Below are 24,814 nucleotides of genomic sequence, written 5' to 3'. Positions count from 1 at the left end.
ATAAGGCGCGGGGATGGCAAGAATGCCGAAAAATGATGCATACTGCGCGCAGATGCCGCAGCGATCAGCGGCTGGACTTCACGAGACAACGAGACGACAAGAGGAGAAACACATGGGCGCAGGATTCTGGATTTCCCGCTATTTGCTGGCCAGTTCGATCTTATTCATCATCCTGACGGTGGTCGAGTACAGCAAGGGCACCACCAGCCAGGCCGACATCCTCAGCGCGCTGGCCTGGTCGCTGGTGGCGTCGGCCATCTTCATCGGCTCGAAATACTGGCGCTACAAGAAAGCCGTCGCCTGCGCCACGTGCAGCGGTGATAAACCAAAAGCCAAGTCGTCATGAAAAAACGGCCACTTCGATGAAGTGGCCGTCTCACTGGCAAGCGCGATCAACCGCCCGTCACGGGCGGGAAGAACGCCACCTCGTCGCCTTCGCCGATCACGGTATCGGCATCGCACATCACCTGATTGTGGGCCATGCGCAGGGCGCGGCCCTGCGCCAGCGCATATTCCCAGTTGCCGCCGCGGGCGATCAGCAAGGTTCTCACCTCGCCCACCGTCAGCCGTGACGCGGCGCCCGCGTCCACTTCCAGCACTTCCTGGCCAGTGCCCACCAGCTCGCGCACGCTGGCAAAAAATCGCAGATTGATCTTCATCGATACTTCCTCAGTACAGCAATTCGTTAAACGGGATAAAACGCAGCATATCGCCGCGCGCAATCGACAGCCCCGGCGGACAATCGATCAAGCCATCGCCCCACACGGTGGACGTCAGCACGCCCGAACTCTGGTTGGCGAACAGTTCCAGCTCGCCCTCGTCATTGACCTTGGCGCGCAAGAACTCGTTGCGCTTGTCCGCCTTCAGGCGCTCGAACGCGGCCGGCAGCTTGTAGCTGCGCGGCGCCAGGCTGCCCGCCACGCCCTGCAGGCGCAGGATGAAGGGGCGCACGAACAGCAAAAACGTGACAAAGCTGGACACGGGATTGCCGGGCAAGCCGACAAAGAACGCGTCCTGTACCTCGCCAAACGCCAGGGGTTTACCCGGCTTGACGGCGATCTGCCACATGTTCAGCCGCCCTTCCGCTTCCACGGCCGGCTTGATATGGTCTTCCTCGCCGACGGACACGCCGCCCGAAGTGATGATCAGATCATTGCCCTGGGCCGCCTGGCGCAGCACGGCTTTTGTCGCTTCCAGGCTGTCTGGCACGATGCCCAGATCCGTGATCTCGCACCCGAGATTTTCCAGCAGGCCGCGCAAGGTAAAACGGTTCGAGTTGTAGACGGCGCCCGGCGCCAGGGGTTCGCCCGGCATGGCCAGCTCGTCGCCGGTGAAAAACACGGCCACGCGCAGCTTGCGCAGCACGGGCACTTGCGCCAGGCCCACCGAGGCGGCCAGGCCCATTTCCTGGCTGCGCAGGCGCCGGCCCGCACCGAGGATTTCGCCGCCGGCGCGGATATCCTCGCCCTGGCGGCGCACCCATTCGCCCGCGTGCGGCACGTGATTGACCGTCACCACGCCGTCAAGCACCGTGCACTGCTCCTGCATGACGACGCAATCGGCGCCGTCCGGGATCAGCGCACCCGTGAAGATGCGCGCCGCCGTCCCAGGTTGCAAGGGCTGGCCCACGTGGCCTGCCGCGATGCGCTGCGACACGGGCAAGCTGGCCGCGCCACTGGCGCAATCCTGTGCGCGCACGGCATAGCCATCCATCTGCGTGTTGTCGCGCTCGGGCACGTTCAGGGTCGACGTTTGCGCCGTGGCCAGCACGCGGCCGTTGGCGCGCATGGTGTCGACCAGTTCCACCTCGGCCACTGGGCGCGCCGCACCCAGCATGAAGGCTTGCGCCTCGGCCACCGACAGCATCGGTTTGCGTACAGTGCTGGCGTCTGTCATCACAAGCCCGTATTGGCGGCGATATACGCCTTCATCTTTTCCACGTCCGCATCCATCACGACGAACTTTTGCGGCAAGTCTTCGATGTTCTCGAAGCCGGCTGGCCGTTCCGCGTCCACGCCCAGCGCTTCGAGGATGGTTTCGTTGAACTTGGCCGCCAGCGCCGTTTCCAGCACGATCATCGGCACGTTCGGCTCCAGGTGCTCGCGCGCCACCTTGATGCCGTCGGCCGTGTGCGTGTCGATGGTGATGCCATAGTCGTCGGCCACGTCGCGGATGGTGTCGAGGCGGTCCTGGTGCGTGGACTTGCCCGACTTGAAGCCGTATTTGGCCACCAGCTTGAATTCGTCGCCATCGCTGCCAGGTTTACCGGACAAGTCGAAGCCGCCATGCGTTTCCACTTTCGTGAACAGGGCGCGCACGCGGTCGCTGTCGCGGCCTACCAGGTCGTAGACGAAGCGCTCGAAGTTCGACGCTTTCGAGATATCCATCGACGGGCTGCTCGTGTGATACGTTTCGGCCGACTTGCGCACGCGGTAGACGCCCGTGCGGAAGAATTCGTCGAGCACGTCGTTTTCATTCGTCGCCGCCACCAGTTTCGAGATGGGCAGGCCCATCATGCGGGCGATATGGCCGGCGCAGATATTGCCGAAGTTGCCCGACGGCACCGTGAACGACACTTTTTGCTCGTTGCTGGTGGTGGCGGCCAGGTAGCCGCGGAAGTAGTACACGACTTGCGCCACGACACGCGCCCAGTTGATGGAATTGACGGTGCCGATCTTCTGTTTCGCCTTGAACGGCAAGTCGTTCGACACGGCTTTCACCATATCCTGGCAGTCGTCGAACACGCCTTCGACGGCGATGTTGACAATGTTCGGGTCTTGCAGGCTGAACATCTGCGCCGTCTGGAAGGCGCTCATTTTCTTGTGCGGCGACAGCATGAAGACGCGGATGCCCTTCTTGCCGCGCATCGCGTATTCGGCCGCGCTGCCCGTGTCGCCCGAGGTGGCGCCAAAGATATTGAGTTCGGCGCCCGTCTTGGCCAGGGTGTATTCAAACAGATTGCCCAGCAGCTGCATGGCCATGTCCTTGAAGGCCAGGGTCGGGCCATTCGACAACGCCTGCAGCATCAGGGTGGTCGATCCGCCCTTGACGACGTTTTCTTCGAGCACGCGCAGCGGCGTGATATCGGCCGCGTTTTCGCCGGCACGGGCGTTCTTGTAGACTGCCTTGGTATAGGTTTTCGCCGTCAGTGCCTTCAGGTCCGCGGCCGGGATATCGGTGGCGAACTTCTTCAGGATTTCGAATGCCAGGTCGGCATACGACAATGTGCGCCAGGCGTTGAGCTCGGCACCAGTGACTTGCGGGTAGTGTTCAGGGAGATACAGTCCGCCATCGGGGGCCAGGCCGCCCAGGAGGATGTCGGAGAATTGCTGCAGATTCGATGGCGCTTTATCAGCGCGGGTAGACACGTAATGCATAAATTTGAAGAGTCCAGTTGAGCTGAGTGCGGTTGATCATGAATGGCAGCGGATATTATAGTGCCAGCCGCCGCCCAAGGCGAATCCGTCGCGTTTGCCCGGGCTCCACCCTCGTCGCGCGGGCAGCGTCTGTTGTCAAACGACACACCTTGTCGCATGGCAACTGTATCATGGCCGCTTTCCTGACTACGCGGGCACCCCAGCCAGCCCACGACGACCATGCCGCAGCCAAGCCACATGAAACGAGACGATTTTCTCAAGCAGGACGATGTACGCGGTTTTATCGACTGGCTGGCGGCCGAACTGCCAGCCAGGTCCTTTCACCTGAAGATGGCGCGCAGCCGCTTCGTGCCGGGCGGCCTGGACGTGCAGGCGACGGGCCTCGAAGCGGTGCTGGGCCACTATGTGTGGAGCACGCGCTGGACCGATGCGCAAGGCAAGGCGGTCGTCTCTGGCAACTGGCATGAGACACGCGCCTCGCTGGGCCAGCTGCGCGGCTGGCTGAAGGACGCCATCGCGCGGCAGGATGAAGACCAGACGCTGGCCGCCTGCCTGGCCATCCTCGAATGGGGCGGCGTGCGCGGCGCCATCGTCTTCCTCAAGCGTCTGCATGCGCAAGGCCGCCTGGTCGCCTACTTCACGCGCCTGGCGCCCTTGATGGCGCTCGACTCGGACGCCTCGCTGGACGCCCTCGATACGGATACCGTGGAGCGCTTCGACGCGGGCCTGACCAAGATCCACGCCCTGTTTGACGACAGCGGCTCGCCCATCTACGACAGCCGCGTCGGCGCGGCCATGGCCATGCTGTATGCGCAGTACCGCAGCCAGGCAGGCAGCAATCTGGCAAAGAAGCACTGGCTGGCATTCCCCTCGGGCGCCGCGCGCGGTAAGCAAATCCGCAATCCCAAGGGAATCGACGGTGGCTTTGCCGGCGCACCGCAATTCTTCCGCAAGGCCGTATCGTGCCAGGACTGGGCGCAATGGCAAGTCAAGCTGGGCTGGATCCTGCGCGCCGTGCTGGAACAGTGCGACTGGTTCAAGGCGGACAGCGCCGACATGTCCGCCCGCTGCCATGCCTTCGAGGCGTGTTTGTTCATGCTGGGGTATGACTTGCGGTGTTTTGGAGAGGCGGCAACCATCAATCAAAAGACCAACGCGAAAGGATCAAAATCCAGGGACAGGGCTTGGGTGCCGAGCGGTTGTTCCTTCACGATGACTTTGCCGCACCTGGTCGCCCATAGCCACGAATTGAAGAATGGCGAGAAAGTCAGTGCTTCCAGCTTTGTTTGGTGGCATATGGCCACGCAAGGCAGTACGGAGCAGACAGCCAAGAGCTATTGCTTCCCATTCGGGAAAAATGAATTCGATCTGTTTGGCCGCAATCCGCTGGAACTCGATCTGATCCTGGCTGGCGGCAAGGAAGGCCTGTATGCCGCACAAGGAAGTCCCGACGCTTATCTGGAAACCGATACCCGCGATCAAGTGTGCCTGGTCGACGCTTTGCTGGCCGGACGTACGGCGGATATGTCGGTTCCGGTGCGCACCGCCTGGCTGCTACAAAAAGGCTATGCCGGAACGAAAAGTGCAGCCAACACCCTGATGACTGTCGGACGCCAGGTCGGCGGTCATTTCGGCCTGCTCGACAAGAAAAATCGCCCTACCGCCTTCTTCCACGAGTACTTCGGCGATTGCATGCGCGAGCCTTAAGTCAAAAAATCCGGCGCCCGTGCTGGCGCGTGCGCCGGATTTGCGCCACACTGGTGCTTGTCGGCCCGCCTGCGGGTCATTCATGGAACCGGCCATGTCGCTGAGTAAAAAACCGTATTTGCAAAGCGCCGCGCTGCGCCCCGACGCCGTCGTCGACCTGGAGCACTATCCGTTCACCATTCCCGCCATCCGCGACTTCGTGCACATGGACTTCCACCGCGACGTGACGTTTTTCGTGGGCGAGAATGGCAGCGGCAAGTCGACCATGCTCGAAGCGCTGGCCGTGGCGCTGGGTTTCGGCAAGGATGGCGGCACGCGCAACGTGCGCATCGCCCTGCCCTCGGACGAGGAATCGGGCTTGCACGCGCATCTGCGTCTGAGCAAGAGCTACAAGAAGCCCGAGGACAGCTATTTCCTGCGCGCCGAAAGCTTTTTCAACGTCGCCACCTATATGGACGACATGCCCGAATACCTGGCCAGCTATGGCGGCAAGTCGCTGCACGCGCAATCGCACGGCGAAGCGTTCATGGCGACCCTGATCAACAAGCTGCGTGGCAAGGGCCTGTACCTGCTGGACGAGCCGGAGGCGGCCCTGTCGCCGAGCCGCCAGATGGCGGCATTGTCCGTCATCCATCAGCTGGTGCAGGACGACTCGCAGCTGATCATCGCCACCCATTCGCCGATTTTACTGGCCTACCCTAACGCAAAGATTTTGATGTTTACAGGCGGCGGCATCCACGAAGTGGCGTATGAAGACACGGAACACTTCGCCGTGACGCGCGATTTTTTGAATAACTATCCACGAAGGCTGGAGCAGTTGTTTGAGGAGGAGTGAGCTATTGCATGGTGCTTGTCGGCTTACGCGCTTTGCGCTAAGCCGACAATACCGCCATCAGCAAGCCGCGTGATTGACGGTAATGACGTGAACGGCCAGCCCACCCAGCGACGTTTCCTTGTACTTGTCCTGCATGTCCGCACCCGTCTGGCGCATGGTTTCGATGACTTCGTCGAGGCTGACGAAGTGCGTGCCGTCGCCCTTCAGCGCCAGCGAGGCAGCCGTAATCGCTTTCACGGCGCCCATGCCATTGCGCTCGATGCAAGGGATCTGCACCAGGCCGCCGATCGGGTCGCAGGTCATGCCCAGGTGGTGTTCGATGCCGATTTCGGCCGCGTTCTCGATCTGCTCGTTCGTGCCGCCCAGGGCCGCCACCAGGCCGGCCGCCGCCATGGCGCAGGCCACGCCCACTTCGCCCTGGCAACCCACTTCGGCGCCCGAGATCGATGCATTGCGCTTGCACAGCATGCCGATGGCAGCCGCCGTCAGCATGAAGCGGCGCACGCCGCCGACCGGATCGCTGGGGCGGCAATCCTGCGCGTAGTAGCGCAGCACGGCCGGGATAATGCCGGCGGCGCCGTTGGTCGGCGCCGTGACGACCCTGCCGCCAGCCGCGTTTTCCTCGTTGACGGCCATCGCATACAGGCTGACCAGGTGCACGGCGTCGTGCGGCAAGTCGTTGGCGCGGTTGTCGGACGCCTTCGCCTCCTGCGCCAATCGCCACAATTTCGCGGCGCGGCGTTTGACGTTCAAGCCGCCCGGCAGGTTGCCCGTCGTTTCCAGGCCGTGCGCGATGCAGTCGCGCATGACGTGCCAGATGCGATCCAGGCCTTCATCGAGTTCCGTTTCGCTGCGCTTGACGCACTCGTTCGCGCGCAGCATTTCAGGGATCGACAAACCGCTTTCCACGCCGTGCGCCAGCAACTGCTCCATGGTGTCGAAGGGGAAGACGACTCTAGCGCTGGCGGCCGACTCCACGGCCGCTTCGGCCTGCGCCGCAGTTTGAACTTCCTCGGCCTCACGGATAAAACCGCCGCCGATCGAGTAATACACCTTGTCGGCACGGCTGCCGTCCGCCAGTTTCAGGGTAAAGCGCATGCCGTTCGGATGTTCGGGCAAGGATACGCTCTTGTGCCAGACCAGACCCGTGGCAGCCGTAAACGGCACCACGTGCCTGCCCAGCAAGGCGATCTCGCCGGCCGCCTCGATGGCGGCCAGCTTGCTGTCAACTTCATCGGGCGCCACGTCCTGCGGCGTTTCGCCCATCAGGCCAAGAATCACGGCCTTGTCCGTGGCATGGCCCACGCCCGTCAGCGCCAGCGAGCCATACAAGGCCGCCTCGACGCCCACCACCTGGTCCAGCGGACCGTATTCGACCAGAAAACGCCGCGCCGCCACCATCGGCCCCACAGTATGGGAACTCGACGGCCCGATGCCGATTTTAAAAAGGTCAAATACGCTCATGTCCATGTAGTGTCTCTTTATTTAGTATGTTTTTTTAGTACTGCTGCGAAACTCAGGCTGCCTTGGCGGCATGGCCGACGTCGACATTGGCCAGCATGTCGGTGACCATCTGCTCGACGCCGATCTGCGCCTTCCAGTCCCAGTCGGCGCTGGCCTTGCCGTCGTCCAGGCTTTGCGGCCAGCTGTCGGCGATGGCCTGGCGGCTGTCCGGCTTGTAGCTGATCTTGAAGTCCGGCACCATGCGCACGATGGCCTTGGCCAGCTGCTCGGGGTTGAACGACACGCCGGCCACGTTGTACGACGAGCGGATCTTGATCGACTCGACCGGCGCGTCCATCAGTTCGATGGTGGCGCGGATGGCGTCGGGCATGTAAATCATCGGCAAGGTGGTGTTCGCGTCGAGGAAGCAGTCATAGCGCTCGCCGCGCAAGGCCGCGTGGAAGATGGCGATGGCGTAATCGGTGGTGCCGCCGCCCGGAGGCGATTTGTAGCTGATGATGCCCGGGTAGCGGATGCTGCGCACGTCCACGCCATACTTGTTGAAGTAATACTCGCACAGGCGCTCGCCGGCCAGCTTGCTGATGCCGTACATCGACGTCGGGTCCATCACCGTCATTTGCGGGGTGTTTACTTGCGGCGTGTTCGGGCCGAAGGCGGCGATCGACGATGGCCAGAAGATGCGCAGCGGTTTGCCCGCTTCGCCCCGTTCGCGCGCCAGTTCCAGGATATTGAGCAAGCCATCCATGTTCAGGCTCCACGCCTTCAGCGGCGCCGCTTCGCCCGTGGCCGACAGCATGGCCGCCAGCTGGTACACCTGGGTGATGTTCTCGTCGGCGATGATCTTCGCCAGGCCGTCCTTGTCCAGCACATTCAATTGCGCGTAGCGCTTGGCCTGGTACAGGTTGTTCGTGCCGATGTCGCTGGCGATGACGTTGTCCGCGCCGTGCTGCTGCGCCAGGGCGCCCACCAACTCACTACCGATTTGGCCGTTTGCGCCAATGACTAAGATGCGTTCCATGCTATTTTCCTGAATTCGTATTAATTAGTAGTGGTAGTGGTAGTGGTAGTCAGCAAACCGAGTTCCTTGCCAGCCTGCTCGAAGGCGGCCAGCACTTGCACCAGCTGTTCGCGGGTGTGGGCGGCGGACAGCTGCACGCGGACACGGGCCTGGCCCATCGGCACGACCGGGTAGAAGAAGCCCGTCACCAGCACGCCCAGTTCATACAGGCGGGCGGCGAATTTCTGCGCCACGGGAGCGTCGAACAGCATCACGGGAACCACCGGATGGGTGCCCGGCTTGATGGTGAAGCCAATGCGTTCGATCTCGCTGCGGAAGAAGGCCGTGTTCTCATGCAGGCGGTCGCGCAGTTCCGTCGACTTGGCCAGCCGTTCCAGTACCGACAGCGAGGCGCCGGCGATCGATGGCGCCAGGGTGTTCGAGAACAGATACGGGCGCGATTTCTGGCGCAGGGTGTCGATGACTTCCTTGCGCGCGGAGGTAAAACCGCCCATGGCGCCGCCCAGGGCCTTGCCCAGTGTGCCCGTGATGATGTCGATGCGGCCCATCACATTGTGGTGCTCGTGCGTGCCGCGGCCCGTCGCGCCCATGAAGCCGGATGCGTGGCATTCGTCGATCATCACCAGCGCGCCGTACTGGTCGGCCAGGTCGCAGATCTTGTCGAGTTGCGCAATCGTGCCGTCCATCGAGAACACGCCGTCCGTGACGATGACTTTGTGGCGCTTGCCGGCCGCAATGGCCGCTTTCAGCTGCACTTCCAGGTCGGCCATGTCGTTGTGGGCGTAGCGGTAGCGGCCAGCCTTGCACAGGCGGATGCCGTCGATGATGGAAGCGTGGTTCAGCGCGTCGGAGATGATGGCGTCGTTTTCATCGAACAGGGGCTCGAATACGCCGCCGTTGGCGTCAAAGGCGGCCGCGTACAAAATCGTGTCTTCCGTACCGAGGAAGCTGGAGATCGCCTGTTCCAGTTCTTTATGCACGGTTTGCGTGCCGCAGATGAAACGCACGGACGACAGGCCATAGCCATACTTTTGCGTCGCGGCAATGGATGCTTCCTGCGTCTGCAGGTCGCCGGACAGGCCCAGGTAGTTGTTCGCACACATATTGATCAGGGTACGGCCATCGTCGCACACCACTTCGGCGCCCTGGCGCGAGGCGATCACGCGCTCGGGCTTGTACAAGCCCTGCTGGCGCAGTTGATCGAGATTCTGTTGCAGACCGCTGAAAAAGGTGTTCTTCGCTTGCTCGCTCATGATGATCCTTGTGTGTCCCTGCGTTTGTGGTATCCGTGTGACCTCAGCCGCCATAGGGAAAAGCGGCCGCTTGACCGGTGCGCGCACAATGCTGTACCGTGAAGCGCTGTTTGAAGTCTACACGTTTCCGTGTTTTTCCTCAAAATCCACTATTTCGAACTGAAATTCAATATAGTGGATATTACCCAAGCCTTTTGAACTTTGCAAGCCACCTGCCGATGAAAACCAGCGTTTCGACCAATTCTCCGCCCGAAGTGGGCGCCACCCTGCAACGGCTGCGCCTGGCGCGCGGCCTGACACTGGAGGATTTGTCGCGCATCGCCGGCGTGTCGAAGTCCATGCTGTCGCAAATCGAGCGCGAAAAAGCCAATCCCACCATCGCCATCACGTGGCGCCTGGCCAACGCCCTGGGCGTGCAGATCGGCGAATTGCTGTCCAGCGCGGAAAAAGCCGTGGAAACCATCCGCATCACGGACGCCCACGAAACCCCCACCCTGCCCGGCGACCACGCTGGCTACGTGCTGCGCATCCTGGGGCCGATGGAACTGGCCGGCAAATATGAATGGTATGAAGTGACCCTGGCGCCGGGCGGTGAGCTGGCGTCGCAACCGCATGATCCGGGCACCACCGAGCATTTGACGGTGATTCACGGCAACCTGGAGCTGGAAGTGGGAACGGCGAAGAAAAAGGTCAAGAATGGCGGCACGGCGCGCTATCCGGCGGACCAGCCACATACGATACGCAACCTGGGCAAGACGGAAGGCAAGGCATTATTGGTGGTCATCCATAGATAGTTGCTTTTCAGCAGTGTGCAATAAGCTCTTTCGCCCATGCTAAGATTTTGGATTAGACAAGATTTTCACTGTCTTTCATGGAGCCTTAGCAATGACGATTTCCGAAAGCACCACCCTCTTCCACAAGAAAAAAGTCGTCGAGTACGATCCTGATATCGCGCTGCAATCCGGACAGGATATCGTCTACCGCCTCTCGCTCGAGTATGACGACAAGCGCAAGATGCCGGACCTGATCGCCGGCTTCCTGGAAAAAACCGACAAGAATGCGCTTGAAGCGCTGATCATCGGCATGTGGGGCGACCCGTACGAAGCGGGCGCCGACGAGGTGATCGCCGCGCTGGCCAGTCACGCGCCGCAGTTGCCGAACTTGCGCGCCCTGTTCATCGGCGACATGACGTACGAGGAATGCGAAATCTCGTGGATCGTGCAAGGCAGCTACAAGCCGCTGCTGGACGCTTTCCCGCAGCTGGAAGAGCTGCGCATCCGTGGCGGCAATGAACTCGTCATCGAACCGTTCGCGCACCAGAACCTGCGCCGCTTCACCATCGAAGCGGGCGGCATCGATCAAAAGATCGCCGAAGCGCTGGCGCAATCGAGCATGCCGCAGCTGGAACACCTGGAGCTGTGGCTGGGCACGGACGACTATGGCTTTTCGGGCGACGCCGACCTGTACCGCAAGGTGCTGGCGCAGCTGACCGTGCCAACCCTGCGCTACCTGGGCTTGCGCGACGCGGAAATCGCCGACGACCTGGCCGTCTGGCTGGCGGAAGAACCATTGGTGGCGCAGCTCGACACCCTCGACCTGTCGCTGGGCACCATCGGCGACCTGGGCGCCGTAGCCATGCTCAATCATACGCAGCTGGGCAAGTTGAAGCGCCTGGACCTGTCGCACCATTACATCTCGGAAGAAAACCAGGCCAAGCTGAAGGCGCTGCCCTTCGAGGTGGTGCTGGACGATCCGCAGGAAGCCGATGAAGACGATGGCGAAAGCTATCGCTATGTCGCCGTCGGCGAATAAAACCTGATGCTTTTGCTGGCCACCAGCGGCAGCAAGCGCGTGCGCCTGATGCAGGCGGCGCGCGCGCAATTGCGCCTGCCGCCCGCGCAGGTGCTGGAATGGCGCGACTGGCTGGCGCAGCCTGCCCTGCTCGAGGACGCCTTGCGCCGGCCCTGCCTGTTCAAGATCGAGCCGCCTGGCGACGACCCGGCGGCGCACCTGCGGCTGCTGCATGACGGTTGTCGACAGCTTGATCGCGCGCCCGTGCATGCACCGGAACATGGCGAGCTGCTGGCCATGGATGCGTGGTTCGCAGGATTTGCATCCGCCATGGCCTCCCTGGCGGCGCAGCTGGCCGACCTGCCGCAGGCGCGCGTCGTCAATGCGCCAGCCGAAATCTGTCTCATGACGGACAAGCTGGCGTGCCAGCGCCACCTGGCCGCGCACGGCATCGCCATTCCCAGCCTGCTCGGCCCCGTGCACGGCTATGAGCACCTGCAGTCGCTGCTGCACGAACACCAGCTTGACCGCGTTTACCTGAAACCGCGCTACGGCTCCTCCGCGTCGGGCGTCGTCGCCTACCGCAGCAACAAGGCCGGGCGCCAGCAAGCCACCACCTCGGCCGCCTTGCAGCAGGGCGATGGCGCGGCGCGTCTGTTCAACGTCAAGCGCATGGCGCGCTACGAATCCGAACACGACATCGCCGCCCTCGTCGACGCGCTGGCCGCCCAGGAACTGTATGCGGAAACATGGCTGAACAAGCCGCGCTGCGGCGACGGCCACTACGACTTGCGCGTCGTGACCCTGGCCGGCCAGCCGGCGCACCGGGTGGCGCGCATCGGCCACCAGATGATGACGAATCTGCACCTCGACAACCGGCGTGGCGACACGGCCGGCCTCTTGGACGCAGCCGACCTGGCGGCGCTGGAAGCGGCCAGCGCCCAGGCCGCGCGCGCCTTCCCACACAGTCACGTGACGGGCTACGACCTCGTCGTGCGCCATGGCCATGCCCATGTGCTGGAGGCGAACGCCTTCGGCGACCTGCTGCCAGGCCTGCTGTGGCAAGGCGCGGACACTTACGCAGCGCAACTGACGCAACTGCCCCATGTTTAAAGACACACCTGCCATCCCCGACATGCACGCCATCGTCGGCAGCCACGACATCGTCTTCATCACGCTCGACACCCTGCGCCATGACGTGGCGCAAGCCCTGTATGAAGCGGGCGAACTGCCCGTGCTGGGCCGTTTTCTGCCGCCGGGCGGCTGGGACAAGCGCCACTCGCCCGCCACGTTCACGTATGCGGCGCACCAGGCCTTCTTTGCCGGTTTTTTGCCCACGCCGGCAGCGCCGGGCCGCCATCCGCGCCTGTTCGCCAGCGCTTTTGCGGGCAGCGAAACCACCTCGCCGCACACGTTTGCGTTCGAAGAAGCGGACCTGCCCGCCGCGCTGGCCGCGCGCGGCTACCGCACCATCTGCATCGGCGGCGTGGGTTTTTTCAACAAGCAGACGGCGCTGGGCGCGGTGCTGCCGTCGCTGTTCCAGGAAAGCCACTGGAGCGCCGGCATGGGCGTGGCCAGCCGCCATTCGACGCAAAAGCAGGTGGCGCTGGCGACCCAGCTGCTGGCGCAAAACGATCAGCGCACCTTCTTGTTCATCAACGTGGCCGCCCTGCACACGCCGAACCGCGCCTACCTGCCCGGCTGCCGCGCCGACAATCTTGACAGCCATGCGGCGGCCCTGCGCTATGTGGATGGCGCGCTGGCCCCCCTGTTTGCCGCCTGCGCCGCGCGCGCGCCCACGTTTGCCATCGTCTGCTCGGATCACGGCAGCGCGTATGGCGAAGACGGCTACCGTGGCCACCGCATCGCCCACGACAGCGTGTGGCAGGTGCCGTACGCGCACTTCTTCCTCACGCCAGATACCATTTCTCAGGAGTCCCCACCGTGAACCCATCCGAACAACCGGGCACCCTGGCGCAGCGCATGCGCCACACGCCCTACCAGGCGTATTCATACTCGTATCCGCACAAGGCCGCCTACCGCGCCTTGCCGCAGGCCGCGCCGCTGGCGCCCCTGTGGGCGCAGCAGGACCGCTCCGCCCTCTTCGCCTACATCCACATCCCGTTTTGCGAAATGCGCTGCGGCTTTTGCAACCTGTTCGCCATGGCGCGCCCGAGTGCCGACATGGTCGAGCGCTACGTCCAGCAAGTGCTGGTGCAGATGCGCGCGCTCAACGGCGCGCTGGGCGAACGGCGCTTTGCCCGCTTCGCGCTGGGCGGCGGCACGCCTACTTACCTGTCACCGGCGCAGCTTGACACCCTGCTGTGTGGCGCGCGCGACATCCTCGGCATCGACCTGCAGCACACGCCGGCCGGCATCGAGGCGTCGCCTGAAACCATCACGGCCGAGCGGCTTGCCGTCTGCCGCGCGCATGGCATCGACCGGGTCAGCCTGGGCATCCAGAGCTTTGCCGCCGGCGAGATGCGCGCGCTGGCGCGTCCCCAGCAAAACGCCACCGTGCATCACGCCATCGGCCTGATACGCGCGGCCGGCTTCCCCACCCTGAACCTGGACCTGATCTACGGCATCGCCGGGCAAACCGTGGCCAGCCTGCTCGCGTCCATCGACAGCGCGCTGGCGTTTGCGCCCGAGGAAATCTACCTGTATCCGCTGTACGTACGGGAACAGACGGGTCTCGGCAAGGTGGCGCGCCGCCAGGGCGCGCAGTCGCTCAACCCCATCATGCTGGCGCGCGACGGCGACAGCCGCCTGGCCCTGTACGCGGCCGCGCGCGACCATCTGCGCGCCCTGGGCTATGAACAGGTCTCGATGCGCATGTTCCGCGCACCGCATGCACCGGAGCAGAACGGTCCCTCGTACTGCTGCCAGAATGACGGCATGGTGGGCCTGGGCGCGGGCGCCCGCTCTTACACTTCGCGCCTGCATTATTCGAGCGAGTACGCGGTGGCGAGAACGGAGACCATCGGCATCATCGACAACTACCTGGCGCTGGATGAGGAACGCTTCGCGCAGGCCGAACACGGCTATGTGCTCGATGATGCGGAACAGCGCCGCCGCTACGTGATCCAGTCGCTGCTGACGGAACCGGGCCTGGACCGCGACGCCTACACGGCGCGCTTCGGCACGCGCTGCGAGCTTGATCTTCCGCAACTGGCCGAGCTGCACGCCTTGGAACTGGTGGAAGAAAACGGCCCCCTGCTGCGCCTGAACGACCGCGGCTACAGCTACGCCGACACCATCGGCCCGTGGCTGGCCTCCGAGACGGTGCGCACGCTGATGGCCGAAGGCGGCCAGGCGTGCTGACCGCGCAGCCAGGCGTGCTGTCCTTGCTATACCGTGGCACCCTGGCAAGTTGCAACTACGCCTGCGGCTACTGCCCGTTCGCCAAGAAGCGCGACAGCCGCGCCACCCTGGCCCGCGATGCGCGCGAAGTGGCGCGGTTTACCAGCTGGGTGGCGGCACAAAAGCGGGACATCAGCGTCCTGTTTACGCCCTGGGGCGAAGCGCTGGTGCGGCGCCACTACCGTACGGCCATGCAGACGCTGGCTGCCTTGCCCCATGTGCGCCAGGTGGCGCTGCAAACGAATCTGTCCGGTCCCCTGAACTGGCTGCAAGCGATGGACGGCCTGGAAAAAATCGGCCTGTGGTGCACCTACCACCCGGACCAGACGACCCTTGCCCGCTTTCTCGCACGCTGCGCGCGCCTGGACACGATGGGCGTGCGCTACTCCGTCGGCGTCGTCGCCATGAACGAACACCTGGACGCCATCCGCGCCCTGCGCGCGGCCCTGCCGGCCCACGTCTACCTGTGGCTGAACGCGTTTGACCGGCGTGGCCCCGGCTATTACAGCGGGGAAGACCTGACCTGGTTTGACGCCATCGACCCGTGGTTCGCGCAAAACCGCCGCCCGTCTCCCTCGCGCGGCAAACCGTGCCTGGCGGGCGAAGCGTCGCTGTCCGTCGATGGCGATGGCGAACTGACGCGCTGCCATTTCGTGCCGGAGCGCCTGGGGAATTTGTATGTGGATGACCTGGCCGACATGCTGCAAGAACGCAGCTGCCCGCGCTTCAAGTGCGATTGCTATATCGGCTACGCGCAGCGCAAGGATTTGCCGTTTCAGGCGGTGTTTGGGGAGGGGGTATTGGCTAGGATCGTGCACGCAGAGCAACGTAGGTCGGATTAGCGGCGGCACGCCGCGTAATCCGACACATTGTTGGCTCCGGTGGTGTCGGATTACGCACGGCGATGCCGCGCTAATCCGACCTACCGCGTTTTACTGCGCCGCCACCTTGGCTGGCTCCGCCACTACCGGCGTCATCTTCAACGAACGGCTGAGGAAGCCCCAGCGATCAGCCACTTCTTCGATCTGCTTGGTCGTCGGCTTGCCGGCGCCATGGCCAGCCTTGCTGTCGATACGGATCAGCACGGGCGCCGCGCCACCTTGCGCTGCCTGGGCAGCTGCAGCGAACTTGAAGCTGTGGGCTGGCACGACGCGGTCGTCGTGGTCGGCCGTCGTGATCATGGTGGCTGGATAGCAGCCGCCCGCTTTCAGATTGTGCAGCGGCGAGTATTTCACCAGCGCCTTGAACTGCTCGGCGTCGTCCGACGAACCATAGTCAGGCACCCAGCCCCAGCCCACGGTGAACTTGTGGAAGCGCAGCATGTCGAGCACGCCCACTTGCGGGATGGCTGCAGCGAACAGATCGGGACGCTGCGTCATGGCCGCACCGACCAGCAGGCCGCCATTGCTGCCGCCGCCGATCGCCAGTTTCGATGGCGAGGTGACTTTATTGTCCACCAGCCACTGCGCCGCGCCAATAAAGTCGTCGAAGACGTTTTGCTTGTTCAGCTTGGTGCCAGCCTGATGCCAAGCTTCGCCATATTCTCCGCCGCCGCGCAGGTTGGCCATCACGTAGACGCCGCCCATTTCTACCCAGGCAAGATTCGCCACGGAGAAGCTCGGCGTGAGCGAAATATTGAAGCCGCCATAGCCGTACAGATAGGTCGGATTCGTGCCGTCCAGCTTCATGCCTTTTTTCGAGACGATGAACATCGGCACCTTGGTGCCGTCGCGGCTGGTGAAGAATTGCTGGCGTGTTTCAAAGGCGTTCGGGTCGAAATCGACTTTCGGCTGGCGGTACACGCTGCTCTTGCCCGATTTCATGTCGTAGCGGTAGATGGTCGCTGGCGTCGTGAAGCTGGTAAACGAGTAGAACGTTTCCGTGTCGCCACGCTTGCCCGCAAAACCGCCGGCCGAACCGATGCCCGGCAAGGCCACTTCGCGCACCAGCTTGCCTTTCAGGTCGACGATCTTGATTTGCGTTTGCGCATCTTTCAAGTAGTCGAGCACCAGCTGGTTGTTGATCAGGTTGACGGCGACGAGGGTTTCCGCGCTTTGCGGCACGATTTCTTTCCAATCGGCAGGCGCAGGTTTGCGCGTATCGATGGCGATCACGCGCGATTTTGGCGCCTTGTTGTCCGTCTTGAAGAAGAACACGGGACCGTCATTGTCGATGAACGAGTACGACGCGTCGAATTCTTCCAGCAAGCCGACGACCTTGGCGTTCTTCTGGCGCAAGTCCTTGTAGAAGACGCGGTTCTTGCGTTCCGTGCCCTGCGTGGCCGTGATGATCAAATAATTGCCGTCGTCGCTGACGGTGCTGCCGCCAAACGCCCATTCCTTCTGGTCGGGACGGTCGAAGACCAGTACGTCGTCGCTTTGCGGCGTGCCGATCTTGTGGAAATACAATTTCTGGAAGTAATTGATATCGGCCAGCTTGGTGGCTTCATTCGGCGCGTCATAGCGGCTGTAGAAGAAACCGGTGTTGTCCTTGGTCCACGAAGCGCCGGAGAACTTAGCCCACTGGATGTGATCCGTCAAATCCTTGCCCGATTCGATGTCGCGTACTTTCCACTCGTTCCAGTCGGAACCGGAGGCCGACGTGGCATACGCCAGGTACTTGCCGTTCGGGCTGATCGAGGTGCCGGCCAGCGCCACCGTGCCATCCGTCGACAGGGTGTTCGGGTCCAGCAGCAGACGCGGCTCGTCCGTCAGTTTTTTCACCGTGTACAGCACGGCCTGGTTCTGCAAACCGTCGTTGCGGCTGTAGAAGTAGCGGCCGCCCTGCTTCGTTGGCGTAGAGAAACGCTCATAGTTCCACAGCTTGGTCAGGCGCTGCTTGATCGCGGCGCGCTCGGGGATGGTGCCCAGATACGACTGCGTCAGCTTGTTTTGCGCCGTGACCCACTCGCCCGTTTCCGCGCTGTTGGCATCTTCCAGCCAGCGGTACGGATCGGCGATGGTGGTGCCGAAATAGCTGTCTTGCTGGTCGACTTTTTTGCTGACCGGATACGTCACGGCAGCGCCGTCGGCAGCCGGGCACGATGGCATCGCGGCGCTTTGCGCCAGGGCATTGCCGCCGAAAGCGGTCATCAAGCTGAATATGAGGGTTGCACTACGTAATTGCATGGGTTGTCGTCTCATTGTTGGATGTCGGGGAAAGCATGCCGCTCAAGCAAACTCTGCGGCTGCCTATGTTGACTTTCGCCAAGAGAAATCATAGCGCGGATTGCCACTTTTAAAGCACAGTTATCCGGTGGATTTGCCGTCTTTTGTTTGGCAAATTCACGTGGATCACCATGATAAATCTCGCTTTCGACGGAATCGGCAAACTGACGTTCATGCAGGAAACATTATCAAAAGCGAAGTCGTTTCATCAAGCCGTCATAAATCTTCTTTACTATCGGCAACATGTTCATGGCCCGTCCAGAGGCCGTGCCGCCACGTCCGCCTATGCACACTCTCGCCCTCCCCACCGCCGCGCCGCCCGGCGCGATGCCATCGAATGTGGCTTACCTGACGCCGCCATCGATATCCATGAGCATCGAAGGGACGGATGCCTTGCACGAGATCCTCGCGGGCCGCAAGCTCAGTGCGCTGTTCCAGCCCATCATCCACATGCACAGCGGCGACATCATCGGCTACGAAGGCTTGATACGGGGGCCGTCCGACAGCCCCCTGCACGCGCCGATGAATCTGTTCAAGGTGGCGCGCGCGCATGACCTGACCCTGGAAGTGGAGCACCTGTGCCGGCAAGTGGTGCTCGAACGCTTTGCCGAACTGCAACTACCTGGCAAATTGTTCCTCAACGTCAGCCCCGAATGCCTGCTGCTGCGCAATGCCCGCCATGGCGAAACCCTGGAATACATCGAGCATATCGGCATCAATCCGGACCGCGTCATTATCGAGCTGACGGAAAACCAGCCCACGTATGACTACGAGCTGATGCGCGAAGCGGTGCTGCACTACCGCAACATGGGTTTCCAGATCGCCATCGACGACCTCGGCGAAGGCTTTTCCAGCCTGCGCCTGTGGTCGGAACTGCGCCCGGAATACGTGAAAATCGACATGCATTTCATCCAGGGCATCAATAATGACCCCGTGAAACTGCAATTCGTGCGCTCGATCCAGGAAATCGCGGAAAAATCGGGCACCCTGGTGATCGCCGAAGGCATCGAGGCGCAGACGGAATTGCTGGTCTTGCGCGACCTGGGCGTGGCCTTCGGGCAAGGCTATCACCTGGGCCGGCCCAACGCGGTGCCGGCACGCGCGCTGCCGGCCGAAGTGGTGCAGGCGCTGGGGCGCAACGGCGTGGCCGTATATCCGCAGCGCAGCAGCCTGGAAAAGAACGGCGCCAGCATCCGCAAGCTGCTGCACCGGGTGGCGGCCGTGTCGCCCGAGAAAAACAATAACGAGGTGTACGATATTTTCCTGAAAGACCCGAAGCTGATGATCATCCCCGTCGTCGACGACGGCGTGCCGCTGGGACTGATCAGCCGCTTCGAAATGATCGACCACTTCGCCCGCCCCTACCAGCGCGAACTGTATGGCAAGAAATCCTGCAGCCTGTTCATGGATGCCACACCCCTGATCGCCGACCACGAGACGAGCTTGCAGGAACTCAGCTACACCATGGTGCAGTCGGACGCCCACCACCTGTTCAACGGTTTCATCATCACCGAGCACGGCCGTTACCTGGGCATGGGCACGGGACACGACCTGATGCGCGAAATCACGCAGATGCAGATCAATGCGGCCCGCTACGCCAACCCGCTGACGCAACTGCCCGGCAACGTGCCCATCAACGAACATATCGACCGCTTATTGCACAGCGGCAGCCGCTTCTGGGTCTGCTATTGCGACCTCGACCACTTCAAGCCCTTCAACGATGTGTACGGCTACCGCAAGGGCGACGACGTGATCCAGCTGACGGGAGAAATCCTCAGCGGCCATTGCGACCCGAACCGCGACTTCATCGGCCACATCGGCGGCGACGATTTCATGATCCTGTTCCAGAGCGAAGACTGGGAAACGCGCTGCCAGGCCATGCTGGACGACTTCGCGGCCGCCATCCTCGCCTATTACAGCTCGGGCGACTGCGAACGGGGCGGCTACATCAGCGAAGACCGGCAAGGCAAGAAAGTGTTTTATTCGTTGATCAGCCTGTCGCTGGGCGTCATCAAGGTTGAGGCGCACCAGTACTACACGCACCATCAGATCGCCACGCAGGCGGCCGAAGCGAAGAAACAGGCCAAGAAAATCCACGGCAACAGCCTGTTTCTGGACCGCCGGCAAAGTGCGGGCGTGGCGCGCATGGATGCGTAGCCAGGGGCAATAGCAAGAAGCTCAATGGAATCAGATGCGCACGAGGTCGCCAAACGCATTGCTGCCGCGCGCATCGGGCACGAATGCCAGGCTGATGTGCGCGCCATCGCGGCGCGCCTGCAGGCGGTAGTTGCCTGCGGGGACGTCCACGAACAGGCCGCCATAGGCCGTGTCCGGTTCCAGGCCGCCGCCCGTGACGTCTTCCCCGGCGCCGATGAAGACGCGGCCCGAGGTGACGGCCAGATGCACGACTACCTGCGGCTCGGCAAGTTCAGCATGCAAGGCAATGTCATACGCGCCGTCGCCGCCTACGTTGAAAAACGCCACTTGCCCCGCATTCACGGCAGCCAGTTCCGCGCTGGGGAGGCTCCACCAGTCGCAGTCATCATCCAGCCTGTGGCGCAGGAGCGCCGGGTCGAACACGCACACGGTGGCCGTGCCGGTGACAATGCTCGTCATGCCACCAGCGGCGCCGGTCCCAGCAGAGGCTGGCTCGCCACATATTGCGCACTGGCTTGCGCCTGCCATGGAAAATGGCCATCGCGCGACGGCCAGACGATCTGGTACAAGATAAAATCATCGCCCTGGTAATACCAGCGCGCATAGCCGACATAGTTGCGGTATTGCTCGACGGGCACGCGCACGAAGGCGCACTGATGGCCTTCCAGCAAGACGTCCGTGGTGGCCGTGAAATCCGTGATGGCGCCGCTGCGCACGGCGTCCAGCGCCACATCGAGTATCTGGTGGGCCATGGCCCGTGGCAAGCCCATGATCAGGAATTCAGGCTGGCCGAAGCTGTGGCAAGCGCCTATGCTAAAAGCATAGCCGGGACCTTCTTCATCCGCGCTGATATGCACGCCATGCCAGCCATGCGTGGCGATGTCGTCGATGACTTTTTGCTCGGATGCATCCTCGCCTGCCTGCCTTACCATGTTCCACCTTTCACTATGCCGAAAACCGCGCCGCTTGCGCGACATGCCTGCCGGCAATTATCGCATGCAGCACGCGTCCACGTGCACAGCCGACGCTTCAGTCGCGCGGCGTCCGCGGCGGAAAGCGCACCTGGTGCCATTGCCGCATGCGCTGCTGCGCCTCTTGCAGCTGCGCCGGCTCCAGCCTGGCGGCAGCCGCTTCCCGCGCCTTCGCCGCCCCGCTATCGCCGCCCTCGGCCGCTAGCGCCAGCCACATGTAGCCACAAACGGGATCTTTCTCCACGCCGCGCCCGCTGTTGTACATGCCGCCCAGGTTGTATTGCGCCAGCGCATGCCCCTGGCCGGCCGCGCGCGCATACCAATGCACGGCCAGGCCATCGTCTTGCGGCACGCCATGGCCGTTCGCGTACATGACGCCCAGGTTGTTTTGCGCGCTGGCATCGCCCTGCTCGGCGGCCGTGCGGTACCAGCGCACGGCGCATACCTCGTCGCGCTCCACGCCCTGGCCATTGGCATACATCACGCCCAGGTTGAACTGCGCATTCGACGCACCCTGAGCCGCCGCCCTGGCGTACCAGTCCAGCGCCTGGCGCAAGTCGCGGACAACGCCGCGTCCGCCCGCAAACATGCCGCCCAGGTTGTATTGCGCCATGCAATGGCCTTGCAAGGCGGCACGCCGGTACCAAATGACGGCGCGCGCCTCGTCCTTGTCCACGCCCTGGCCGCGCGCCAGCATCAGGCCCAGGTTGAACTGGGCGTCGGCGTCATCCTGCTCGGCCGCCCGCTGCAGCCAGGCGTAGGCGCGCAACTGGTCGGGCGCCACGCCCAGGCCTTCCGCATACGCGACGCCGAGTTGCCGCTGCGCCACGGCCAGGCCCTGGGCCGCGGCCTGGTGGAACCAGGCCAGCGCCTGCGCATCGCTTTGCACCACGCCCTGGCCCCGCTTGTAGACGAGACCCAGGTTCAGCTGCGCCTGCGCATCGCCCTGCAAGGCGGCCTTGCGGAACCAGGCCAAGGCCAGCGCATCGTTCTTTTTCGCGCCCAGACCCTGCGCATACGCTTCACCCAGCAGAGATTGCGCGCTGGCCACGCCCTGTTCCGAGGCGCGGTAAAACCACGCCAGGGCCAGCTCGTCGCTCTGCAGCACGCCGCGTCCCTTGCGGTACATCTGCCCCAGGTTTTGCTGGGCCGAGGCATCGCCCTGGGCGGCCGCGCGGCGAAACCACAGCACGGCGTCCTCGTCGCTCTGCGCCACGCCGCGGCCGTGGTAATACAGGGCGCCCAGGTGGTTCTGTGCAAAAGCCAGTCCTTGCAGCGCGGCCAGGCGTAGCCAGACAAAAGCGCGCGCATCGTCCTGCGCCACGCCTTCGCCCTTTTTGTACATTAATCCCAGGTTGAACTGGGCGTAGGCATTACCCTGCTCGGCAGCCGTGCGGAACCAGATATACGCTTCGTGGCTATCTCTGGCAGTATGGTGCTTGTCCATGTGCGCCCCCATCCACATTGCGCTTGCCGGCAGCACGCGCAAAACGGCGGCCCAGGGCGGCGAAATCGTGTGTTGCTTAAATTTTAAATTCGATGCGGGGGAAGGACTTGAGCAGGCTCAAACGAAATAACAAAATTATATCGTTTTGATGAGCCCGCTTAGAGGGAGAATGGCGCTCAGCGGCGCGATGGGTGTTTTTGCAGGAATTGCGGCACTTTGGCGGCGGCCAGCTTGTTCAGCGACACCAGCAGGTCGGCGTCAACATCGGCGATGCCATAGCTGCTGCGCAAATGGCGGCCGATATGGATCAGCACTTGCGCCGCCACTTCCGCATCGGACTCGGCCCTGTGGGCGGCGCTCTTGAAGGCGATGCCCAGCTGGCTCGAGAGCAAGCCCAGCTTGTAGCTGGCCATTCCAGGAAACACGCGGCGCGACAGTTTCAAGGAACACACGAGCGACTGGTGCGCCGGTGTCAGGTTCAGCCTGGCGCTTTCCGCGCGCAGGAATTTTTCATCGAAGCTGGCATTGTGCGCCGACAAGGCATCGCTGCCGATAAAATCCAGCAACTGCGGCACCACCTCGGCCACGGGCGGCGCCTTGTCCACCATGGCCTGCGTGATGCCCGTCAAGCCCGTGATGAACGAGGGAATGCGCGCATTGCAGTTGATCAGGGTCACATAGCGGTCCGTGATCCGCCCGCCCTCGATGCGAAGCGCCGCCACTTCCGTGATGCGGTCGCCCATGTCGGGCGACAATCCGGTCGTCTCGAAGTCGATCATGACGATCGGTTTGTCAAACACATTCATGAAGTCAGGCTCTTTCTGCGATGCTGCGGTGGGCCAGCTTAGCCGAACTTGCGCACGGCGTCCAGCGCGAGTCCCGCACCAATACTGCCAAACAGGTCGCCCTCGACCTTGCGCGCGGCCGGCACCAGGGCTGCGATCTTTTCACGCAGCAGGCGCACACCGCTCGAGCCACCCGTGAAGAAGACGGTATCGACGGCGTCCGGCGCCACGCCCGCATCGCGCAGCAGGCGCAGCACGGTTTCTTCCACGGAACCGCACAGGTGGCCGATGGCTTCATCAAATTGCGTCCGTTTGAGCAACAGGCTTTGCGCGGGCGACAGGCGGTCCAGCTCCAGCTGCACTTCGGCCGCGTCGGACAGGGCGATCTTGCCCTCTTCCACTTTCATGGCCAGCCAGTGGCCGGCGCGCTCGTCGATCAGCTTTTGCAAGCGTCCCATCTTGTCTTGCTCACGCGCATCACGGCACACGTCGGCCAGCTGCACCCAGATCTTCTTCGTGTACGCCAGGTTGATCGTGTGCCAGGTGGCCAGGTTGAAATAGTAACTGGACGGCACTTCGCTATTGTTATGCAGGCGGCTGCCATAGCCGAGCAGAGGCATGACGGAAGACAGGCTCAGGTATTTATCGAAATCCGTGCCACCGATGTGCACGCCGCCGGTGGCGAGGATGTCCTCACGCCGTTCGGTCTTTTTTGCCCGCTCGGGCGACAAACGCACCAGCGAAAAGTCGGAGGTACCACCGCCGATGTCGGCGATCAGCACCAGTTCTTCCTTGTCGATTTGCGACTCGTAGTCGAAGGCGGCGGCAATCGGCTCGAACTGGAAGGCGACGTCCTTGAAGCCGACGGAGCGGGCCACTTCGGCCAGGGTGTCTTGCGCCAGCTGGTCGGCTTGCGCATTGTCATCGATAAAGAAGACGGGACGGCCGAACACAGCGGACGAGAATTCGCGGCCGGCGGACTGCTCGGCGCGGCGTTTTACTTCACCAATGAATTGGGCCAGCAACATGCGAAATGGCAAGGCGCGGCCACCCACTTCCGTCTGGCCATCGATGAGACTCGTGCCCAGCAAACTTTTCAGCGAGCGCATCAAACGCCCTTCGTAACCGGCCAGATAGCCGGCCAGCGCCGCGCGGCCAAAACTGACTTCCTCGTCTTCCGCATTGAAGAAGACGACGGACGGTAAGGTCGTCTTGCCATCTTCCAGGCCGAGCATGGTGCTCTGCCCGGGACGTGCCCAGCCTACCGTGGAATTTGACGTGCCGAAATCGACGCCGCAAGCATTGGCCATGTCGACCCTTCCCTGAATAAAGGGGCGTTATGTTATCAGAAGGCAGGACATTGCACCAGCAAAACCCGTTCAGCCCCGTCAACAGCATAAGCTTGCTTTGCATCAAGTAGTTGCCGTGCGCAAAAGCTACTCTTGGAAGTGATGCCGAGCAACTCGGCCAGCTCCCGGA

22 protein-coding genes are annotated in these 24,814 nt (G+C 62.8%); 10 read left to right on the top strand and 12 right to left on the bottom strand.

The window, feature by feature from the left end; all coding sequences use genetic code 11:
- The first annotated feature begins 112 nt into the window (after positions 1-112).
- Positions 113-346 (top strand): hypothetical protein, encoded by a 234-nt coding sequence (locus tag P9875_RS15000; protein ID WP_035818526.1) that lies wholly within the window; start codon positions 113-115, stop codon positions 344-346.
- 46 nt (positions 347-392) lie between these two features.
- Here P9875_RS15000 and moaD read toward each other — a convergent pair whose 3' ends face one another.
- Genes moaD through thrC form a run of 3 tightly spaced genes read right to left on the bottom strand, consistent with a single transcriptional unit; the run spans position 393 to position 3,377 of the window.
- On the bottom strand, positions 393-659 hold the full coding sequence (gene moaD, locus P9875_RS14995) for a molybdopterin converting factor subunit 1 (RefSeq protein ID WP_035818523.1): 267 nt from the start codon (positions 657-659) through the stop codon (positions 393-395).
- Between the two features lie 10 nt (positions 660-669).
- A complete protein-coding gene (gene glp / locus P9875_RS14990) occupies positions 670-1,896 on the bottom strand; it encodes a gephyrin-like molybdotransferase Glp (RefSeq protein WP_278315759.1) in 1,227 nt (408 codons plus the stop codon).
- Positions 1,896-3,377 (bottom strand): threonine synthase, encoded by a 1,482-nt coding sequence (gene thrC, locus P9875_RS14985; protein ID WP_219308925.1) that lies wholly within the window; start codon positions 3,375-3,377, stop codon positions 1,896-1,898. The genes glp and thrC overlap by 1 nt, the downstream gene beginning before the upstream one ends.
- Before the next feature lie 237 nt (positions 3,378-3,614).
- Between thrC and P9875_RS14980 the strand changes: the two genes are divergently transcribed.
- Positions 3,615-5,084 (top strand): hypothetical protein, encoded by a 1,470-nt coding sequence (locus P9875_RS14980; protein WP_278315758.1) that lies wholly within the window; start codon positions 3,615-3,617, stop codon positions 5,082-5,084.
- 94 nt (positions 5,085-5,178) lie between these two features.
- The gene (locus P9875_RS14975) at positions 5,179-5,919 is read left to right on the top strand and encodes an AAA family ATPase (RefSeq protein WP_035818518.1); all 741 of its coding nucleotides are present in this window, start codon (positions 5,179-5,181) and stop codon (positions 5,917-5,919) included.
- Positions 5,920-5,976: 57 nt separating this feature from the next.
- Here the strand turns inward: P9875_RS14975 and P9875_RS14970 are convergent, their stop codons facing one another.
- Genes P9875_RS14970 through kbl form a run of 3 tightly spaced genes read right to left on the bottom strand, consistent with a single transcriptional unit; the run spans position 5,977 to position 9,654 of the window.
- Positions 5,977-7,389, bottom strand: a complete 1,413-nt coding sequence (locus P9875_RS14970; protein WP_278315757.1) for an L-serine ammonia-lyase — start codon at positions 7,387-7,389, stop codon at positions 5,977-5,979.
- 46 nt (positions 7,390-7,435) lie between these two features.
- Positions 7,436-8,401: an NAD-dependent epimerase/dehydratase family protein gene (locus P9875_RS14965; protein WP_278315756.1), complete on the bottom strand. Its 966-nt coding sequence runs from the start codon at positions 8,399-8,401 to the stop codon at positions 7,436-7,438.
- A gap of 20 nt (positions 8,402-8,421) precedes the next feature.
- Entirely contained in the window at positions 8,422-9,654 is a 1,233-nt protein-coding gene (gene kbl, locus P9875_RS14960; RefSeq protein WP_278315755.1) for a glycine C-acetyltransferase, read from the bottom strand.
- A 218-nt stretch (positions 9,655-9,872) separates the two neighbouring features.
- On the opposite strand from kbl, the gene P9875_RS14955 reads away from it, so the two are divergent.
- The 6 genes from P9875_RS14955 (at position 9,873) to P9875_RS14930 (ending at position 15,650) form a co-directional block, all read left to right on the top strand.
- Complete coding sequence (locus P9875_RS14955) at positions 9,873-10,448, top strand: helix-turn-helix domain-containing protein (RefSeq protein ID WP_034751403.1); 576 nt, start codon at positions 9,873-9,875, stop codon at positions 10,446-10,448.
- A 91-nt stretch (positions 10,449-10,539) separates the two neighbouring features.
- Positions 10,540-11,466 carry an STM4015 family protein gene (locus tag P9875_RS14950; protein WP_278315754.1) on the top strand — a complete coding sequence of 309 codons (927 nt, stop codon included), beginning with the start codon at positions 10,540-10,542 and terminating at the stop codon, positions 11,464-11,466.
- Positions 11,467-11,472: 6 nt separating this feature from the next.
- Positions 11,473-12,558, top strand: coding sequence for an STM4014 family protein (locus P9875_RS14945; RefSeq protein ID WP_278315753.1), 1,086 nt, complete (start codon positions 11,473-11,475; stop codon positions 12,556-12,558).
- Entirely contained in the window at positions 12,551-13,393 is an 843-nt protein-coding gene (locus tag P9875_RS14940) for an STM4013/SEN3800 family hydrolase (protein ID WP_278315752.1), read from the top strand. The genes P9875_RS14945 and P9875_RS14940 overlap by 8 nt, the downstream gene beginning before the upstream one ends.
- Positions 13,390-14,769 carry an STM4012 family radical SAM protein gene (locus tag P9875_RS14935; protein WP_278315751.1) on the top strand — a complete coding sequence of 460 codons (1,380 nt, stop codon included), beginning with the start codon at positions 13,390-13,392 and terminating at the stop codon, positions 14,767-14,769. Before P9875_RS14940 ends, P9875_RS14935 begins: the two co-directional genes overlap by 4 nt.
- Positions 14,763-15,650 (top strand): STM4011 family radical SAM protein, encoded by an 888-nt coding sequence (locus tag P9875_RS14930; protein ID WP_278315750.1) that lies wholly within the window; start codon positions 14,763-14,765, stop codon positions 15,648-15,650. The genes P9875_RS14935 and P9875_RS14930 overlap by 7 nt, the downstream gene beginning before the upstream one ends.
- Positions 15,651-15,740: 90 nt before the next feature.
- On the opposite strand, the gene P9875_RS14925 is transcribed toward P9875_RS14930, so the two are convergent.
- Positions 15,741-17,936, bottom strand: a complete 2,196-nt coding sequence (locus P9875_RS14925; RefSeq protein WP_278315748.1) for a prolyl oligopeptidase family serine peptidase — start codon at positions 17,934-17,936, stop codon at positions 15,741-15,743.
- Positions 17,937-18,344: 408 nt separating this feature from the next.
- On the opposite strand from P9875_RS14925, the gene P9875_RS14920 reads away from it, so the two are divergent.
- On the top strand, positions 18,345-20,132 hold the full coding sequence (locus tag P9875_RS14920) for a GGDEF domain-containing protein (protein ID WP_099403568.1): 1,788 nt from the start codon (positions 18,345-18,347) through the stop codon (positions 20,130-20,132).
- Positions 20,133-20,162: 30 nt separating this feature from the next.
- On the opposite strand, the gene P9875_RS14915 is transcribed toward P9875_RS14920, so the two are convergent.
- From P9875_RS14915 to P9875_RS14895, 5 genes are all read right to left on the bottom strand, one after another.
- A complete protein-coding gene (locus tag P9875_RS14915; RefSeq protein WP_099403513.1) occupies positions 20,163-20,591 on the bottom strand; it encodes a DUF6386 family protein in 429 nt (142 codons plus the stop codon).
- Positions 20,588-21,064, bottom strand: a complete 477-nt coding sequence (locus P9875_RS14910; RefSeq protein ID WP_099403512.1) for a DUF4262 domain-containing protein — start codon at positions 21,062-21,064, stop codon at positions 20,588-20,590. The genes P9875_RS14915 and P9875_RS14910 overlap by 4 nt, the downstream gene beginning before the upstream one ends.
- Before the next feature lie 97 nt (positions 21,065-21,161).
- Positions 21,162-22,550: a tetratricopeptide repeat protein gene (locus P9875_RS14905; RefSeq protein WP_278315747.1), complete on the bottom strand. Its 1,389-nt coding sequence runs from the start codon at positions 22,548-22,550 to the stop codon at positions 21,162-21,164.
- 176 nt (positions 22,551-22,726) lie between these two features.
- Positions 22,727-23,356: a 3'-5' exonuclease gene (locus P9875_RS14900; RefSeq protein ID WP_170846245.1), complete on the bottom strand. Its 630-nt coding sequence runs from the start codon at positions 23,354-23,356 to the stop codon at positions 22,727-22,729.
- Between the two features lie 38 nt (positions 23,357-23,394).
- On the bottom strand, positions 23,395-24,645 hold the full coding sequence (locus P9875_RS14895) for an Hsp70 family protein (protein ID WP_035818497.1): 1,251 nt from the start codon (positions 24,643-24,645) through the stop codon (positions 23,395-23,397).
- Positions 24,646-24,814: the final 169 nt, after the last annotated feature.

The sequence above is a fragment of the Janthinobacterium rivuli genome (assembly GCF_029690045.1).
Lineage (GTDB): Bacteria > Pseudomonadota > Gammaproteobacteria > Burkholderiales > Burkholderiaceae_D > Janthinobacterium > Janthinobacterium rivuli.
This window is presented reverse-complemented; position numbering and strand designations above follow the sequence as displayed.

Excerpts from the sequence above, each read along its gene's own strand:
- glp (WP_278315759.1), bottom strand. The coding sequence starts at position 1,896 with ATGACAGACGCCAGCACTGTACGCAAACCGATGCTGTCGGTGGCCGAG.
- thrC (WP_219308925.1), bottom strand. The coding sequence starts at position 3,377 with ATGCATTACGTGTCTACCCGCGCTGATAAAGCGCCATCGAATCTGCAG.
- P9875_RS14910 (WP_099403512.1), bottom strand. The coding sequence starts at position 21,064 with ATGGTAAGGCAGGCAGGCGAGGATGCATCCGAGCAAAAAGTCATCGAC.
- P9875_RS14915 (WP_099403513.1), bottom strand. The coding sequence starts at position 20,591 with ATGACGAGCATTGTCACCGGCACGGCCACCGTGTGCGTGTTCGACCCG.
- P9875_RS15000 (WP_035818526.1), top strand. The coding sequence starts at position 113 with ATGGGCGCAGGATTCTGGATTTCCCGCTATTTGCTGGCCAGTTCGATC.
- P9875_RS14980 (WP_278315758.1), top strand. The coding sequence starts at position 3,615 with ATGAAACGAGACGATTTTCTCAAGCAGGACGATGTACGCGGTTTTATC.
- moaD (WP_035818523.1), bottom strand. The coding sequence starts at position 659 with ATGAAGATCAATCTGCGATTTTTTGCCAGCGTGCGCGAGCTGGTGGGC.
- P9875_RS14955 (WP_034751403.1), top strand. The coding sequence starts at position 9,873 with ATGAAAACCAGCGTTTCGACCAATTCTCCGCCCGAAGTGGGCGCCACC.
- P9875_RS14925 (WP_278315748.1), bottom strand. The coding sequence starts at position 17,936 with ATGCAATTACGTAGTGCAACCCTCATATTCAGCTTGATGACCGCTTTC.
- P9875_RS14965 (WP_278315756.1), bottom strand. The coding sequence starts at position 8,401 with ATGGAACGCATCTTAGTCATTGGCGCAAACGGCCAAATCGGTAGTGAG.
- P9875_RS14900 (WP_170846245.1), bottom strand. The coding sequence starts at position 23,356 with ATGAATGTGTTTGACAAACCGATCGTCATGATCGACTTCGAGACGACC.
- P9875_RS14895 (WP_035818497.1), bottom strand. The coding sequence starts at position 24,645 with ATGGCCAATGCTTGCGGCGTCGATTTCGGCACGTCAAATTCCACGGTA.
- P9875_RS14940 (WP_278315752.1), top strand. The coding sequence starts at position 12,551 with ATGTTTAAAGACACACCTGCCATCCCCGACATGCACGCCATCGTCGGC.
- P9875_RS14950 (WP_278315754.1), top strand. The coding sequence starts at position 10,540 with ATGACGATTTCCGAAAGCACCACCCTCTTCCACAAGAAAAAAGTCGTC.
- kbl (WP_278315755.1), bottom strand. The coding sequence starts at position 9,654 with ATGAGCGAGCAAGCGAAGAACACCTTTTTCAGCGGTCTGCAACAGAAT.
- P9875_RS14970 (WP_278315757.1), bottom strand. The coding sequence starts at position 7,389 with ATGGACATGAGCGTATTTGACCTTTTTAAAATCGGCATCGGGCCGTCG.
- P9875_RS14975 (WP_035818518.1), top strand. The coding sequence starts at position 5,179 with ATGTCGCTGAGTAAAAAACCGTATTTGCAAAGCGCCGCGCTGCGCCCC.
- P9875_RS14905 (WP_278315747.1), bottom strand. The coding sequence starts at position 22,550 with ATGGACAAGCACCATACTGCCAGAGATAGCCACGAAGCGTATATCTGG.
- P9875_RS14945 (WP_278315753.1), top strand. The coding sequence starts at position 11,473 with ATGCTTTTGCTGGCCACCAGCGGCAGCAAGCGCGTGCGCCTGATGCAG.
- P9875_RS14920 (WP_099403568.1), top strand. The coding sequence starts at position 18,345 with ATGAGCATCGAAGGGACGGATGCCTTGCACGAGATCCTCGCGGGCCGC.